We start from the raw sequence: 14676 nt of genomic DNA, 5'->3' as shown, positions 1-14676 counted from the left end.
GTCGCCGGCCGCGTGGCCGTGGTTGTCGTTGATCGGCTTGAAGTGGTCGAGGTCCATCAGCACCAGGCTCAGCGGCAGGCCGTGGTGCTTCTGCCGCACGCGCTCGGCATCGAGCAGCTCGGTCAGGTGGCGGCGGTTCACGAGGCCGGTCAGGTCGTCGCGCGTGGCCAGGTGGTGGATCTTCGCGAGCGCTTCCTGCAGCTCCGCCTGGCGCTGCCGCAGCTTTGCGCGCAGCCGGCCCATGCTGACCGCCAGCGCCGACATCGCCGTCATCAGGATCACGCAGAAGCCGAACTGGATCGCCTCGATGTGCGGCGGGAAGCGCGCCGGATCGGTGCGCGCCTTCCACAGCATCACGCCGCCCAGCATCGCCAGCGCCTGCGCGCCCAGCAGCCGCGCCTCGCGCGGCGACATCACGAACATGCCCCACACCAGGTTCAGCAGCATGATCGCCATCACCGCGCCGCGCAGCTGCGGGTTGATCGCATAGCCCCAGGCGGTGATCGAGATGCCGAACACCGATTGCGGCATCGTCAGCGACGGGTCGCTCGACAGCCGCTCGCTGAGGCCGCTGCGCACCAGCGCGTAGAAGACGAGGATGCCGCCCAGGCTGATGACGCAGAGCCAGAAAGCCGGCCCCGGCTCCATCATGCCGAGCCGCACCTCGGCGGCGACCACCACCGCGAACAGCGCATAGACGCCCAGCGCCAGCAGCGTCAGCTTCGCGTGGCCGCGCCGGCGCCTGGTGGTGCTCCACAGCAGGTCGAGCAGGCGGGACGGTGCGCGGAACATCGCGGGATTGTAGGAACGAGGCGCCGCCGGCTCGCGGCCGACCCCCGGAGGCAGGGGGATCCGGGCGGCCGCCGCCGACACACCGCGTCATGCAACCGCTTCTGGGACGGCGGGCCGTGCGGCGAAAATGCCATCTGTCGGATCTCGATCGAGCGCCCGGCGTTCGCGACGAGGAAGCGCATGACCGACCGCATGACCGACAAACGATTCTTCCCGCGCCTGGTGGTCGAGTCCGGTGGCAACCGCTGGGACTGGGCCCTGCTGCCGCTGGTGCTCGCGGTGCTGGTGCTGCTGGCCTGGGGCGGCGCGCAGATGGCGCGACCGTACCAGCTGGGCGAGGTGCTGCCCCTCACGCTCGACCCCACGGCGCTGCCGTACTACCTGCTGCGCACCACGCTGCGCATGTTCCTCGCGCTCGGCGCGTCGCTGGTGTTCGCCTGTGTGTTCGCGGCGCTCGCCGCCAAGTACCGCGCCGCCGAGCGGGTGCTGGTGCCGCTGCTCGACATCCTGCAGTCGATCCCGATCCTGGGCTTCCTGTCGATCACCGTCACCGGCTTCATCGCGCTGTTCCCGGGCAACCTGTTCGGCGTCGAGTGCGCGGCGATCTTCGCGATCTTCACGTCGCAGGCCTGGAACATGGCGTTCAGCCTCTACCAGTCGCTGCGCACCGTGCCGCCGGAGCTGCAGGAGGCGGCGCGCGTGTTCCAGCTCTCGGGCTGGCAGCGCTTCTGGCGTCTCGAGCTGCCGTTCGCGATGCCCGGGCTGCTGTGGAACATGATGATGTCGATGTCGGGCGGCTGGTTCTTCGTGGTCGCGTCCGAGGCCATCGCGGTCTCGCAGCAGAGCATCAAGCTGCCCGGCATCGGTTCGTACATCGCGCTGGCCATCGAGCAGCGCGACCTGCATGCGATCGGCTGGGCGATCGGCGCGATGCTGGTGGGCATCGTGCTGTACGACCAGCTGTTCTTCCGGCCGCTGCTCGCGTGGGCCGACAAGTTCCGCTTCGAGGAGGGCAGCAGCGAGAGCGCGCCCTCGTCGTGGCTGCTGACCTGGCTGCGCCGCACCGAGCGGCTGCAGCCGCTCGCGCTGCGCATCGGGGCGCTGTTCGCGCGCTCGCTGACGCTGTTCCGCCGCCGCCACGACGGCACCTCGATCCGGGCGCGTGCGCGGCCGGCCGGCACGACGTTGCAGCGTGCCTGGGACGCGCTGCTGGCCGCGGCGGTGCTGATCGCGCTGTGGCACCTGCTGCGCTTCATCCACACCGAGGTCGGCTGGGCCGAGGCCGGGCATGTGCTGGTGCTGGGCTCGATCACGATGCTGCGCGTGCTGGTGCTGACGGCTCTCGCATCGATCGTGTGGGTGCCGGTGGGCATCTGGATCGGCATGAACCCGCGCTGGTCGGGGCGGCTGCAGGGGGTGGCGCAGTTCCTGGCGGCGTTTCCGGCCAACCTGATGTTTCCGGTGGCGGTGCTGTTCATCGTGCGCTGGAAGCTGAACCCCGACATCTGGCTGTCGCCGCTGATGGTRCTGGGCACGCAGTGGTACCTGCTGTTCAACGTGATCGCCGGCGCGAGCAGCATCCCGACCGAGCTGCGCTATGCGGCGCAGAACCTGGGCCTTTCGGGCTGGCTGCGCTGGCGCCGCTACCTGCTGCCGGCGGTGTTCCCGAGCTTCGTCACCGGGGCCATCACCGCGAGCGGCGGCTCATGGAACGCGAGCATCGTCGCCGAGTACGTGACCTGGGGCGACACCACGCTGCAGGCGAAGGGCCTGGGCAGCTACATCGCGCACATGACGGCGATCGGCGATTTCCCGCGCATCGCGCTGGGCATCGGCGTGATGTGCGTGTTCGTGATGGGCATGAACCACCTGGTCTGGCGCCGGCTCTACCGGTTGGCCGAAGACCGCATGCATTTCTAGACCTGGAACGGGCATGAAGACACTGATCGAACTGAAGAACGTCGGCAAGTCGTTCCGCTCGGCCGATGGCAGCGCGCGCGCGGTGCTGGAGGGCGTGGACTTCCGGTTGGCCGAGGGCGAGATCGTCTCGCTGCTCGGGCAATCGGGCTCGGGCAAGTCGACGCTGCTGCGCATCCTGGCCGGGCTGATCCCGGCCGACGCCGGCGAGGTGGCCTACCGCGGCCAGCCGCTGCACGGGCCGGCGCGCGGCATCGCGATGGTGTTCCAGTCGTTCGCGCTGTTCCCGTGGTTGACGGTGCAGCAGAACGTCGAGCTCGGGCTCGAGGCGCGCGGCATGGCGCCGGCAGAGCGGGCGGCGCGCGCGGTGGCGGCGATCCAGCTGATCGGGCTGGCGGGCTTCGAGGGCGCGTTGCCGCGCGAGCTGTCGGGCGGCATGCGCCAGCGCGTGGGCATTGCGCGGGCGCTGGTGGTGGAGCCCGAGGTCCTGTTGATGGACGAGGCCTTCTCGGCGCTCGACGTGCTGACCGGCGAGCGGCTGCGCGAGGAGATCCTTGCGCTGTGGACCTCGCGGCGCATGCCGACCAAGGCGATGCTGGTGGTCTCGCACAACATCCAGGAAGCGGTGCTGATGGCCGACCGCGTGCTGATCTTCGCGAGCGACCCGGGGCGGGTTCGCTGCCAGCTGGCGGTGCAGCTGCCGCGCCCGCGCGACCCGGACAGCGCCGAGGTGCGGCAGCTGGTCGACGAGGTCTATGCGCTGATGACCGCCGGCACCGGCCGCCGCCCGGCCGGCGAGCCGGTTGCGTTGCCGCTGGCGCACCGCCTGCCGCAGGCCGACGTGAGCCGCATGGACGGGCTGCTGGAGCTGCTGGCCGACGACCTGTTCGCCGGCCACGCCGACCTGCCGAAGCTGGCCGAGGAGACCGAGCTGGCCGACCACGAGCTGCTGCCGTTGACCCAGGGGCTGTCGCTGCTCGGCTTTGCGCAGCTGGCCGATGGCGACCTGCACCTGACGCCGCTCGGCCGGCGCTACGTGGATGGCGACCACACGCTGCGGCAGGAGTTGTTCGGGCAGCAGTTGCTGCTGAACGTTCCGTTGGCGGCGCACATACGCCACAGCCTGGAACAGGAGTCGTCAGGGGAGATGCCGCAGGAGCCGTTCCTGCATCTGCTGAGCGACAACATGGATGCCGAAGAGGCCGAGCGCGTGCTGCGCGTGACGATCGAGTGGGGGCGACATGGAGAAGTGTTCGGCTATGACTATCGGACCGGGGTGATCCGCTTGCCGGACGAGCGCGAGGCCGCTGGAGCCGCTTGAGCGGCCCGAGGCGGCGCGGGAACGCTCGCCTCGGGCCCGAGGTCCGGAAATCAGGTCTTGGCTCTCGCGTCGGCCTTTGCCTTGTCGCCCAACAACTTCAGATCGGACACACTGGCCTGAATCGAGCCAAACGCCAACTTCGTTTGAATGGCAATCAGGTCAGCGACGGTCATGTTGCTGGCTGTGCTGCCGCCCGAGACTTGCTTGATGTCGGCGGTGTTGAGTTGCTGCATGTGAGGTCTTTCTTGGGAGGATCGGCGCCAATCGCGCCGGGTTCGAACTCTGCCGACGCGTGTCGATTCGCGAAAGGTGATAGATGGTCATTGCCATCAACGCACCCTGATGCCTGCGTGAGACACAAGAACATTGTGGATGCAATGTGCGCGGCGCCGGCCTGGCTTTTCTATACAACTCGCGGGTTCGACGAGTTGCTTTGAAAGGCCGCCGTGAGAGAGACCTTGTTTCGCCCCGAAGTGCTGGACCAGCTTCAGGCCCGCCGCTACGGCAGCGTGCTGTTGCAACGCCCGCTCGCGTTCGCGGTGCTGACGACTGTGTTCGTCGCCGTCGCGATCGGCATCGTCGTGTTCCTCGCGACCGCCAGCTACACGCGCAAGGCCCACGTGCCGGGGGTCGTCGTGCCGAGCGAGGGCGTCGTGCGGGTCCACGCGCCGCAGTCCGGCATCATCACCGAGCGCAGGGTGCACGAGGGACAGGCCGTGCGGCGCGGCGAGGTGCTCTTCGTGCTCGACGGCGGGCGCAGCAGCGCCACCCATGGCGATGCCGGCAAGGCCGTCTCGAGCCTGCTGCAATCCCGCCTCGACAGCCTGCGCATCGACGAGCAGCAGCAGCGGCGCCAGGCCGCCGGGCGCGACGCCACGCTGCGGCGCAAGGCGGCCGCGTTGCAGGGTGACCTGGATCGCATCGCACAGCAAAGCGACCTGCAGCTGCGCCGCGTCGCGTTGGCGCAAGCCGCGGTCGATCGGCTCAAGGATCTGTCGGACGCGAACTTCATCTCGCCGGCCCAGTTGCAGGACCGGATGGCCGAGTTGCTCGATCAGCGCCAGCGCCTGGGTGACCTGCAGCGTGCCGCCTCGGTGGCGCAAGGCGAGCAGGCGGCCGTCCAGGCCGAGCTGCGCGATCTGCCGCTGCAGGTCGAACGCGACCTGCAGGTGATCCGCCGCAACCTCGCCGCGATCGAGCAGGAAGTGGCAGGACATGAGGCGCAGCGCCAGCCGCTGGTCACGGCGCCACGCGACGGCATCGTCGCGGCGATCGCGGCCGATGCGGGCCAGGATGTCGGGCCGGAGCGGTCGCTCGCGATCGTGCTGCCGGCGCAGGGCCTGCTGGAGGCCGAGCTGTACGCGCCGTCTCGCGCGGCGGGCTTCATTCGCCCGGGCATGTCGGTCAACCTGCGCTACCAGGCCTACCCCTACCAGAAGTTCGGCCAGGCCCGCGGCATGGTGCGCGAGGTCGCGGCGGTGGCGATGCGGGGCGACGACCTGCCGTTCGGCGGCCCTGCCGCGGCGGCCGAGCCGCTGTACCGCGTGCGTGTGCGGCTCGAGCGGCAGGACGTGCCCGCCTACGGCGAGGCCCGTTCGCTGAAGGCCGGCATGGCGCTGGAGGCCAGCGTGCTGCTGGAGCCGCGGCGGCTGATCGAGTGGATCCTCGAGCCGCTCTACAGCGTCGGCGGGCGCGTCTGAACGATGGGCATCGACGCACTCCTGCTGTCGTTCCGCGGCCGCCGCCGCGTTCCGATGATCCTTCAGAGCGAGGCCGCCGAGTGCGGTCTGGCCTGCCTGGCGATGGTGGCCGGCTACCACGGCCACCGCATCGATCTGGCCGGCATGCGTCGGCGCTTCTCGGTCTCGCTGAAGGGGGCGACGCTGAAGGCCCTGATCGACACGGCCGGCGCGATGCAACTGCAGACCCGGCCGCTGAAGCTCGAGCTCGGCGACTTCGCGCAGCTCAGGCTGCCTTGCGTGCTGCACTGGGACATGAACCACTTCGTGGTGCTGGTGGCGGTGGACGGCGGCAAGGTGCTGATCCACGATCCCGCGGCCGGTCCGCGCAGCCTGTCGACCCAGGAGGTCTCGCGACACTTCACCGGCATCGCGCTGGAAGCGCTGCCGGCCGTGGATTTCCGGCCCCGCAGCGAGCAGCGCCGCGTCACCTGGGGCGCGCTGATGGGGCAGGTGGTGGGCCTGCGCCGCGGCCTGCTGCAATTGCTGCTGCTGGGCGTCGCGCTGCAGGTGTGCGCCCTGGTCGCGCCGTTCTACCTGCAATGGACCGTCGACGAGGCCCTGGTGTCCTCGGACCGCGACCTCGTGACGGTGCTGGGGATCGGCTTTCTGCTGCTGGCGGTCGTGCAGACGGCGATCGGCGGCGTGCGCAGCTGGGTCACCACGGTGCTGTCGACGAGCCTGAACTATCAGTGGCTCGGCAACGCCTTCGCGCACCTGATGCGCTTGCCGCTGTCGTACTTCGAGAAGCGGCATCTCGGCGACATCGTGTCGCGCTTCGGCTCGATCCAGACCATCCAGCACAGCCTGACCACTCAGTTCGTCGAAGCCGTGATCGACGGCCTGCTGGTGATCGGAACGCTGGTCGTGATGCTGCTCTACAGCCCGCTGCTGACCGCGGTGGCCGTGGCAGCCGTGCTGGCGTACGTGGGCTTGCGGCTGGTGCTCTTCGGGGCCATGCGCGATGCGACGGCCGAGCAGATCGTGCATGCGGCTCGCCAGCAGACGCACTTCCTCGAGTCGGCTCGCGGCGTGCAGAGCCTGCGGCTGTTCAACCGGACCGAAGAGCGCCGCATCGGCTGGATGAACGCGTTGGCCGACCAGTTCAATGCCGAGCTGCGCATCGCCCGCCTGGGCGTCTCGTACCAGACGCTGAGCGGCCTGTTGTTCGGTGCCAAGCGCGTCGCCGTGGTGTGGCTGGCTGCGCTGGCCGTGCTGGACACGCGCTTCTCGGTCGGCATGCTGTTCGCGTTCATCAGCTACGAAGAGCAGTTCGGCCAGCGCGTGGCCGGCCTGATCGACAAGATTTTCGATCTGCGCATGCTGCGCCTGCATGGCGAACGCGTGGCCGACATCGTGCTGACCGAGCCGGAGAAGGACCCGCACGACGCCGAGATCGACACGAAGCTCATCGCAGCTCGGATCGAGCTGCGCGACGTGTCGTTTCGCCACGCCGATGCCGAGCCCTGGATCCTCGAGCACCTGTCGCTGTGCATACCGGCCGGCCAGTGCATTGCGATCACCGGCGCGTCGGGCTGCGGCAAGACGACCCTCGTCAAGCTGCTGCTCGGCCTGCTGGAGCCGACGCAGGGCGAGATCCTGGTCGACGGCATGCCGCTGCAGCGGCTGGGACTGAAGAACTTCAGGCAGATGGTGGCCACCGTGATGCAGGACGACCTGCTGTTCGCCGGTTCGATCGCGGACAACATCAGCTTCTTCGATCCGGCGCCGGACCGCTCGCGCATCGAGGCGTGTGCCGCCCTGGCGGTGGTGCACGACGAAGTGATGGCGATGCCGATGGGGTACGCGACGCTGGTCGGCGACATCGGATCGGGGCTGTCGGGCGGGCAGAAGCAGCGGCTGCTGCTGGCCCGTGCGCTGTACAAGAACCCGCAACTGATGGTTCTGGACGAAGCCACCAGCCACCTGGACATCGTGAACGAAGAACGCGTGAACGAGTCGATCGCCCGGCTGAAGCTGACCCGCATCATCGTGGCGCACCGGCCGCAGACGATCGCGATGGCCGATCGCGTGGTGGTGCTCGAAGGGGGGCGCGTGGCGCTGGACCAGCCGGCTCAGGCGGTCTCGACGTCCAGGTCCTCCTCCACCTCGCCACGCGACGACAGCGCCAGCAACCCATAGCGCTTCAGCAGCGTGCGCAGCGTGTTGCGCGTGACGCCGAGCAGCCGCGCGGTCTGCACCTGGTTGTCGCGGCAACGCGCGAAGCCGAGCCGCACCACCAGCGATTCGATCGCCGACAGCAGTTGCGGGTGCCGGCCGTCCATCAACGCGTCGATCGCGTGCTCCAGCGCGGCCAGCGGATCCGGTTCGGCGGGCTGCGCGGCGGGCTCCCGCGTCTTCACCTCGTGCGCCGGTGCCGCCCCCATGAGCCCAAGCGGCGAGAAGCGGCAATCACCCACCCGCACGATGCCGTCGCGGCAGACGATCAGCGCGTAGTGGAGGACGTTCTCCAGCTCGCGGATGTTGCCCGGCCACGCATAGGCCAGCAGTGCGCTGCGCGCCTCGGGCGACAGCTGCGGTCCCTGCAGCGACAGCTTGCCGCCGTACACCGACATGAAGTGTCGTGCGAGCGGCAGGATGTCGCCGGGCCGCTCGCGCAGCGGCGGCAGCTCGATCGTCGCGACGCTCAGCCGGAAGTACAGGTCGGCGCGGAAGTGCTGCGCCTCCACCGCACGGTGCAGCTCGACGTTGGTGGCCGCCACCAGCCGCACGTCGAGCGGGATCGCGCGCCGCGAGCCGAGCCGCACCACCTGGCGCTCCTGCAGCACGCGCAGCAGCTTCACCTGCAGCGCGAGCGGCAGATCGCCGATCTCGTCGAGGAACAAGGTGCCGCCGTTGGCGGCCTCGAACCAGCCGGCACGCGCCTGGTTCGCGCCGGTGAACGCGCCGGATTCGTGGCCGAACAACTCGGCATCGATCAGCGATTCGCTGAACGCGCCGCAGTTCACCGCGATGAACGGCCCGTCGCGCCCGCTGCGCTTGTGGATGTGGCGGGCGATCAACTCCTTGCCGGTGCCGGTCTCGCCGACCACCAGCACGGTGGCATCGCTGCCGGCGACGCGTTCCACCTGCTCCAACACGGCGAGCGAGCGCGGGTCGTGGAACAGCAGCGCCTTGGCGCGGATCGAGAGCGCGAGGCTGGCGGAATCGGGCAGGGTGAGCAGGTGGTCGGCGGACATGCGGTGGGCACAAGACAGCGATGTGGCGGGATCTGCACATTAGGTGTCTTGTTCGGTGCTGCCAACGCAGCATTTCGCGCATGCATATGCACGAAGACCGTGCAGGTGATCGTCTTGCCAGACGCTTGCCGCCTCGACAACAATCGAGGTCTTTCGTGGAGGGAGAAACAACATGTCGAGAAAGTCGTGGCCCCTTGCGGCCATGTCCGTGCTGGCGGCGCTCGCGATGAGCCCGACTGCGGCGCATGCGGTCACCGAATGCGTCGTCACTCCAGGCGACCTGTTCGTGGGTGGTGATGCGCCCATGACCGTCAACAGCACCTATTTCTATGCCAGCTGGGCAGAGGGCGGTGCGGGTGTGGTCTACCAGTCCGACGTCAACTACAAGCCGCTGCTGGCCATCCTCATGTCGGCCAAGCTGACGCACTCGAAGGTCAGGGTGCGCTACCAGCCTGACAGCGCCAGTTGCACCACCGTGAATCCGGGGCCGATCCTGGGCATCTGGATGCTCTGAAACTCCTACGTGTACCTCATCAGCCGATGCCGGCTCACGACTTTGGCCATAACACCCACAGCCGCAGCGGCTGCTTCATCCGACCCGCCTGCTGCTCGGCGACATCGCCCCAGCCCCAGAAGTAATCGGCGCGCACCGCCCCGGTGATCGCGCTGCCGGTGTCCTGCGCCATCACTGCGCGGCGCAGCAGCGTCGCGCTCAGCGGCTCGGTCGCATCGACCCACACCGGCGTGCCGTACGGAATGCTCTGCGTGTCGACCGCGATCGAGCGGCCCGGCGTCAGCGGCACGCCCTGGCCGCCCTTGGGCCCCAGCTGCGGATCGGGCAGCGGCTCCTCGCGGAAGAAGATCACGCGCGGATTCGCCCACAGCATCTCGTTCAGCCGCTTCGGGTTCTTGCGCGCCCAGGCCTTGATCGACGGCCACGAGGCCTGCTCCAGCGTCAGCTCGCCCTGGTCGACCAGCCAGCGGCCGACCGACTTGTACGGCTGGTCGTTGTGCGCCGCGAACGCGACGCGCAGCAGCTTGCGCGTGCCGTCGGCCTCGGTCAGCTGCAAGCGGCCCGAGCCCTGGATCTGCAGCACCAGCGCATCGAGCGGGTCGGCGATGTACGCCAGCTCGCGGCCGCGCAGCGCGGCCTTCGCGGCCGGCACGGTGTCGAGCTGGTGGCGCGTCCAGTAGGGCTTGCGCGCGGCAAGGTCGGCCGGCGGTGCGTACAGCGGGATGCGGAAGGCACCGCGCGGCACGCGGCTCGCCTCGACCAGCGGCTCGTAGTAGCCAGTCATCAGGCCCTCGGTCGCGCCCTCGAGCGATTCGACGCGCCACGGCTGCACGCGGTTCTGCAGGAACACGCGCACGCTGCCGTCGGTGATGGTCGTGAGCTTCTGCGCGTCGGCGCACAGCCTGGTCCAGTCGGGCCCCGGCTTCTCGCAGCTGCGCAGCAGCGCGGGCCACAGCTCGGCGGTGCTGTCGAACTCCCAGCCGGGCAGGTCGGCCCAGGCGGCGCCGACCCAGCGGCTGCGCGCGCGCGCCAGCACGGGCTTGTCGCCGGCGGAAGGGGAAGAGGCAGCGGGCGTGGCGGCCGGCGCATTGGCGGCCGGTTCGGGAGGCGCCGGCGCCACGGGAGGGTATTGCAGGCTCGCGCAGCCGGCGAGCGAGCCTAGAATCGCCGCCGCCATCCACCAGCGGCCGCGGCCAGGGAACATCGTCATGGGTCTGATTCTCCTCGAAGCGCTGGGCGCGCTCGCGGTGCTGCTGCTGATCGTGTGGTGGACGATGTTCGCGGGGCGCAAGAAGGGCGAGCGGCGCGACGACGATCGCTGATCAGTCCTTCGGCGGCACGATGAAGGTTGCCGGTCGCTGCCACAGCCTGCGCCGGATCGCGCGGTAGATGCGGCTGCGGTCGGTGAGCCGGATGCCGCGCGAGCGCAGCGCCACCTTGAACGCGAGGAAGAAGCTCACCGCGAGGTTCAGCCCGCCCGTCACCGCGATGCCGGCCAGGCACCACCAGAACGGCGCCTGGCGCAGGATGTCGAAGCCCAGCGCGCCGACCGCCGCGGCGAGCTGCCCGGTCGACAGCGTCACGTGCCGCACCTCGATCGGCAGCGCGAAGAAGCTCGCGACCGCCGGCACCAGGCCGAGCATCAGCCCGAGCGAGATGTTCGCGGCCAGCCCCGAGATGTTGTTGCGCCAGTAGAGCGACCAGCGCTGCGCGCGCGCCGACCCCAGCCGCGCGACGATGCGCGGGTTCCACGCGATCGCGCTGTCGAGCCGGTGCCAGACGAACCAGTTCTCGACCCAGCCCGCGATGATCGAGCTGGCGAACAGCAGCACGCCGGTAAAGGCCGCGTACAGCGGCGTCGGCCCGAGCAGCGACAGCGTGTCCAGCACGTGCTGCGCGTCCTTCGCGCCGATCAGCGGCGCGCCGAACGCGGCCGCCCACGCGAACTGCGCCGTCAGAACCAGCGGCGTCACGAGCGCCAGGTTGCCGAGGATGCCGGCCGCCTGCGAGCGGATCAGGTGCGCGACCTCGTCGACGAAGCCCTCCACCGCCGCGTCGTTCGACACATCGTCGAGCCGGGCCRCCATCGCCGGCGCGGTCATCGCCGGCTGCTTGGTCGCCACCGTCCAGTGCATCAGGTGGATCAGCACGAAGCTGCCGGCGTAGTTGACGCCCGCGAAGAAGCCGGCCCAGAAGGTCGACAGCCCGAGCGCCAGCACGAAGAACTTCATGAACGTGGTGCCGGCCAGCACCGCGCCGCCGCCGGCCGCGGCGCGCAGCATCTGCCGGTACTCGCTGCGGTCGCGGGTGATGTAGTGCTCGCCGGTCTCGGCGCTGCGCTCGGCCACCTTGCGTGCGAGCAGCGAGTAGTGCCGCGCGAACAGCGCGCGGATGCTGCGCCGCTCCTCGGCGGTGCGCACCAGCGCGGCGGTCAGGCGCGTGATGTCGCGGCCGGGCTCCGGGCTCAGCACGCAGATCAGCAGCTCCTCGATGCGCTGCGTGCGCTCGCGCAGCTGCTCGACGGCGAACACCACGTCGACCGACACGCCGTGCGCCTCCAGGTGCAGGTGCACGCTGTCGGCGCAGCGCCGGCAGGTGTCGAGCAGTGCGCGCAGGTACTGCGCCTCGCGCAGCAGCGCCGGCGTGTCGCCGCCTTCGGCGTGCGCGCGGATCTGCTCGGCCACCAGCGCCAGCTGGCGGAACGGCTGCGACACCAGCAGCTCGGGGCTCATGCGCTGGCGCACCGTCGGCGTGAAGCCGGTGGCGCGGATCGCGCTGGCCAGGAAGGTGATCGCGTCGAGGAAGGGCGCGCGCCAGTTCGGCCCCGCGGAGGTCGATGCAGCCGAGGCCGCCGCCGCGGGGGCGAGCAGCGCGGTCAGGCGCTCGAGCGTCGGGTCGTCCAGCGCATCGAGCCACAGCGCATCGCTGGTCTGCGGGAACAGCAGGCCGAACAGCTCGGCCAGGTCGGTGGTGGCCGGCGTGCCGGGCAGCAGGCGCAGCCGCAAGCGCTGGCCCAGTTCGCCGGACAGGTCGCGGCGCGGCGAGAAGCCGAAGTCGGCCAGCAGTGCCGCCACGTCCACCTCGCGCCAGAAGCGCGCGAGCAGCGCCGCGATCTCGGCCTGGTGCTCGGGGTGGCGTTCCAGCACGTTCAGCAGGTGGCGCAGGCGCAGCAGCGGCATCGGCGTGGCGGTCGCCGATGCCTCGTCGGCCGGCAGCGTCGCATGGCGCAGCCATTCGAGCAGGCGGATCAGCCACAGGTGGCGCTCCGGCAGCGAAGCCGAGGCGTCGGCCGCGTTCAGCAGCGCGCTCAGGTCCCACGGGCCCGGCCGGGCCTTGCCTTGCGCCTTCGACGACGCCTTCTTCCGCCCGAACATCGCGCCGGCCGTCAGTGCAGCGTCGACGCGAGCGACAGGCTGAACTCCGGCACCGGCGCGTCGAACGGCGTCGCGTCCTCGGTCATGCAGAAGAAGGTGCCGCGCATGCTGCCCTGCGGCGTGGCCAGCCGCGTCCAGCTGGTGTATTCGTGGCTGTCGCCCGGTTGCAGCAGCGGCTGCTGGCCGACGACGCCCAGGCCGCGCACCTGCTCGACGCGCCCCTGGCCGTCGGTGATGACCCAGTGCCGCGCGATCAGCTGCGCCGCGACATCGCCGCTGTTGCGCACCGTGATCGTGTAGGCGAAGGCGTAGTGGCCGGTGGCGGCGTTCGACTGCTCGGGCAGGTGACGCACGACGACCGAGCAGGTGAATTCAGGATGGGCCATGGACGGGGATTCTAGGAGCCGGGCATGGCAGGTTCGCGGCCCGCCTAAAATCCCGCCCTTCCGCGACCGTCCGGTAGTACCGCATGACCACCTTCCGCATCGCCCCCAGCATCCTGTCGGCCGACCTGGCCCGCCTCGGCGAGGAGGTGCGCAACGTCATCGCCGCCGGCGCCGACTGGATCCATTTCGACGTGATGGACAACCACTACGTGCCGAACCTGACCTTCGGGCCGATGATCTGCGAGGCCGTGCGCAAGCATGCGGTGCGCCCCGACGGCACGCCGGTGCCGCTCGACGTGCACCTGATGGTGCAGCCCGTCGACCCGCTCGCGCTCGCGTTCTGCAAGGCCGGCGCGACCACCGTCACCTTCCACCCCGATGCCAGCACGCACGTGGATCGCACGATCCAGCTGATCCAGGCCGAGGGCTGCAAGGCCGGCCTCGTCTTCAACCCGGCGATGCCGCTGTCGGTGCTCGAGTACGTGATCGACAAGATCGACCAGGTGCTGATCATGAGCGTGAACCCCGGCTTCGGCGGCCAGAGCTTCATCCCGATGGCACTGAAGAAGATCGAGCAGGCGCGCCGCCTGATCGACGCCAGCGGGCGCGACATCCGGCTCGAGGTCGACGGCGGCATCAAGGTCGACAACATCCGCCGCGTCGCCGATGCCGGCGCCGACACCTTCGTCGCCGGCAGCGCGATCTTCGGCCACCCCGACTACAAGGCGATCATCGATGCGATGCGCCGCGAACTGCAGGCGGCATGAACTTGGGCGCCGTGACCCAACACGGTGCTTTGTTCGGGGAAACAATCGAAAACCCCGTGAATTCTTCTGGCCTGACAGTGGTATTTTTCGCCCTGGCGAATGAGGCCAAGCCAGCACCGAAGCCTTCCCGAGGCGGCTTCCAGGTAAGTGATCCGAAAACGTAACCTGTTGTCAGGAAAGCRATTTTCCGGGTTTTTCCTCAGGTTTTGCCCGCATTGACGGGTGGTATTACTGGTACTAAACTGGTACCTAATGGGTCGTTTCGTGCCCTGCAGATGTGCAGGCACGCTGCTTGCCTAAGCCGCACAGGCCCTTTATCCGTACAGGAGTTCGCGACCGATGAATTTTTCGCAGCGACAACGCGATCCCCGACGCCACATCGTCGGGATCGGGTTTGTCATTTTGTTTCACGCGGCGATCGTGTATGCGTTGCTGACGGGGCTGGCCAAGAAGGTGGTCGACGTGGTGCGGGCACCGATCGAGACGAAGGTGATCGAGGAGATCAAGAAGCCGCCGCCGCCGCCGGAGGTGGTGGTGCCGCCGCCGCCGAAGCTGGAGGCGCCGCCGCCGCCGTTCATACCGCCGCCGGAGGTGCAGGTGGCGGTGCCGCCGCCGGCGCAGCCGACGATCACGGCGAGCACGCCGGTGCCGCCGCCGGCCGCGCCG

At 69.5% G+C, this 14676-nt stretch carries 12 protein-coding genes and 1 pseudogene; 7 read left to right on the top strand and 6 right to left on the bottom strand.

What is annotated here, in order from left to right:
* On the bottom strand, positions 1 to 792 hold a 792-nt coding region (locus AC1D01_RS05710; RefSeq protein WP_477865105.1), incomplete at its 3' end, for a diguanylate cyclase.
* Positions 793 to 984: 192 nt separating this feature from the next.
* On the opposite strand from AC1D01_RS05710, the gene AC1D01_RS05705 reads away from it, so the two are divergent.
* Complete coding sequence (locus AC1D01_RS05705) at positions 985 to 2712, top strand: ABC transporter permease (RefSeq protein WP_477865104.1); 1728 nt, start codon at positions 985 to 987, stop codon at positions 2710 to 2712.
* 13 nt (positions 2713 to 2725) lie between these two features.
* Positions 2726 to 4030, top strand: coding sequence for an ABC transporter ATP-binding protein (locus tag AC1D01_RS05700; RefSeq protein ID WP_477865103.1), 1305 nt, complete (start codon positions 2726 to 2728; stop codon positions 4028 to 4030).
* Between the two features lie 50 nt (positions 4031 to 4080).
* Here AC1D01_RS05700 and AC1D01_RS05695 read toward each other — a convergent pair whose 3' ends face one another.
* Complete coding sequence (locus AC1D01_RS05695; protein WP_477865102.1) at positions 4081 to 4263, bottom strand: hypothetical protein; 183 nt, start codon at positions 4261 to 4263, stop codon at positions 4081 to 4083.
* Between the two features lie 225 nt (positions 4264 to 4488).
* On the opposite strand from AC1D01_RS05695, the gene AC1D01_RS05690 reads away from it, so the two are divergent.
* Entirely contained in the window at positions 4489 to 5730 is a 1242-nt protein-coding gene (locus tag AC1D01_RS05690) for an HlyD family secretion protein (RefSeq protein ID WP_477865101.1), read from the top strand.
* Positions 5731 to 5784: 54 nt separating this feature from the next.
* Entirely contained in the window at positions 5785 to 7911 is a 2127-nt protein-coding gene (locus AC1D01_RS05685) for a peptidase domain-containing ABC transporter (protein ID WP_477865100.1), read from the top strand.
* On the opposite strand, the gene AC1D01_RS05680 is transcribed toward AC1D01_RS05685, so the two are convergent.
* Positions 7845 to 8969 carry a sigma-54 interaction domain-containing protein gene (locus AC1D01_RS05680; RefSeq protein ID WP_477865099.1) on the bottom strand — a complete coding sequence of 375 codons (1125 nt, stop codon included), beginning with the start codon at positions 8967 to 8969 and terminating at the stop codon, positions 7845 to 7847. The two genes, AC1D01_RS05685 and AC1D01_RS05680, sit on opposite strands and share 67 nt — an antisense overlap.
* Positions 8970 to 9171: 202 nt before the next feature.
* On the opposite strand from AC1D01_RS05680, the gene AC1D01_RS05675 reads away from it, so the two are divergent.
* Positions 9172 to 9483: a hypothetical protein gene (locus AC1D01_RS05675; protein ID WP_477865098.1), complete on the top strand. Its 312-nt coding sequence runs from the start codon at positions 9172 to 9174 to the stop codon at positions 9481 to 9483.
* Between the two features lie 34 nt (positions 9484 to 9517).
* On the opposite strand, the gene mltA is transcribed toward AC1D01_RS05675, so the two are convergent.
* The 3 genes from mltA to apaG form a co-directional block, all read right to left on the bottom strand.
* Complete coding sequence (mltA, locus tag AC1D01_RS05670) at positions 9518 to 10693, bottom strand: murein transglycosylase A (protein ID WP_477865097.1); 1176 nt, start codon at positions 10691 to 10693, stop codon at positions 9518 to 9520.
* 112 nt (positions 10694 to 10805) lie between these two features.
* The gene (locus AC1D01_RS05665) at positions 10806 to 12857 is read right to left on the bottom strand and encodes a site-specific recombinase (protein ID WP_477865096.1); all 2052 of its coding nucleotides are present in this window, start codon (positions 12855 to 12857) and stop codon (positions 10806 to 10808) included.
* Positions 12858 to 12868: 11 nt separating this feature from the next.
* On the bottom strand, positions 12869 to 13243 hold the full coding sequence (apaG, locus tag AC1D01_RS05660; protein WP_477865095.1) for a Co2+/Mg2+ efflux protein ApaG: 375 nt from the start codon (positions 13241 to 13243) through the stop codon (positions 12869 to 12871).
* A gap of 83 nt (positions 13244 to 13326) precedes the next feature.
* On the opposite strand from apaG, the gene rpe reads away from it, so the two are divergent.
* Positions 13327 to 14010 carry a ribulose-phosphate 3-epimerase gene (rpe, locus tag AC1D01_RS05655; protein WP_477865094.1) on the top strand — a complete coding sequence of 228 codons (684 nt, stop codon included), beginning with the start codon at positions 13327 to 13329 and terminating at the stop codon, positions 14008 to 14010.
* A 420-nt stretch (positions 14011 to 14430) separates the two neighbouring features.
* Positions 14431 to 14676, top strand: a pseudogene (locus AC1D01_RS05650) (energy transducer TonB); the annotation flags it as partial.

The organism is Rhizobacter sp. P3_B12 (assembly GCF_056402895.1).
Note: the sequence above shows the minus strand (reverse complement) of the source record. Positions and strands in the feature narration are given on the sequence as shown.

What these genes read in the sequence shown, in the direction of transcription:
- AC1D01_RS05685 (WP_477865100.1), top strand. Translation starts at nt 5,785, where the DNA reads ATGATCCTTCAGAGCGAGGCCGCCGAGTGCGGTCTGGCCTGCCTGGCG.
- AC1D01_RS05695 (WP_477865102.1), bottom strand. Translation starts at nt 4,263, where the DNA reads ATGCAGCAACTCAACACCGCCGACATCAAGCAAGTCTCGGGCGGCAGC.
- AC1D01_RS05675 (WP_477865098.1), top strand. Translation starts at nt 9,172, where the DNA reads ATGTCCGTGCTGGCGGCGCTCGCGATGAGCCCGACTGCGGCGCATGCG.
- AC1D01_RS05680 (WP_477865099.1), bottom strand. Translation starts at nt 8,969, where the DNA reads ATGTCCGCCGACCACCTGCTCACCCTGCCCGATTCCGCCAGCCTCGCG.
- AC1D01_RS05700 (WP_477865103.1), top strand. Translation starts at nt 2,726, where the DNA reads ATGAAGACACTGATCGAACTGAAGAACGTCGGCAAGTCGTTCCGCTCG.
- mltA (WP_477865097.1), bottom strand. Translation starts at nt 10,693, where the DNA reads ATGACGATGTTCCCTGGCCGCGGCCGCTGGTGGATGGCGGCGGCGATT.
- rpe (WP_477865094.1), top strand. Translation starts at nt 13,327, where the DNA reads ATGACCACCTTCCGCATCGCCCCCAGCATCCTGTCGGCCGACCTGGCC.
- apaG (WP_477865095.1), bottom strand. Translation starts at nt 13,243, where the DNA reads ATGGCCCATCCTGAATTCACCTGCTCGGTCGTCGTGCGTCACCTGCCC.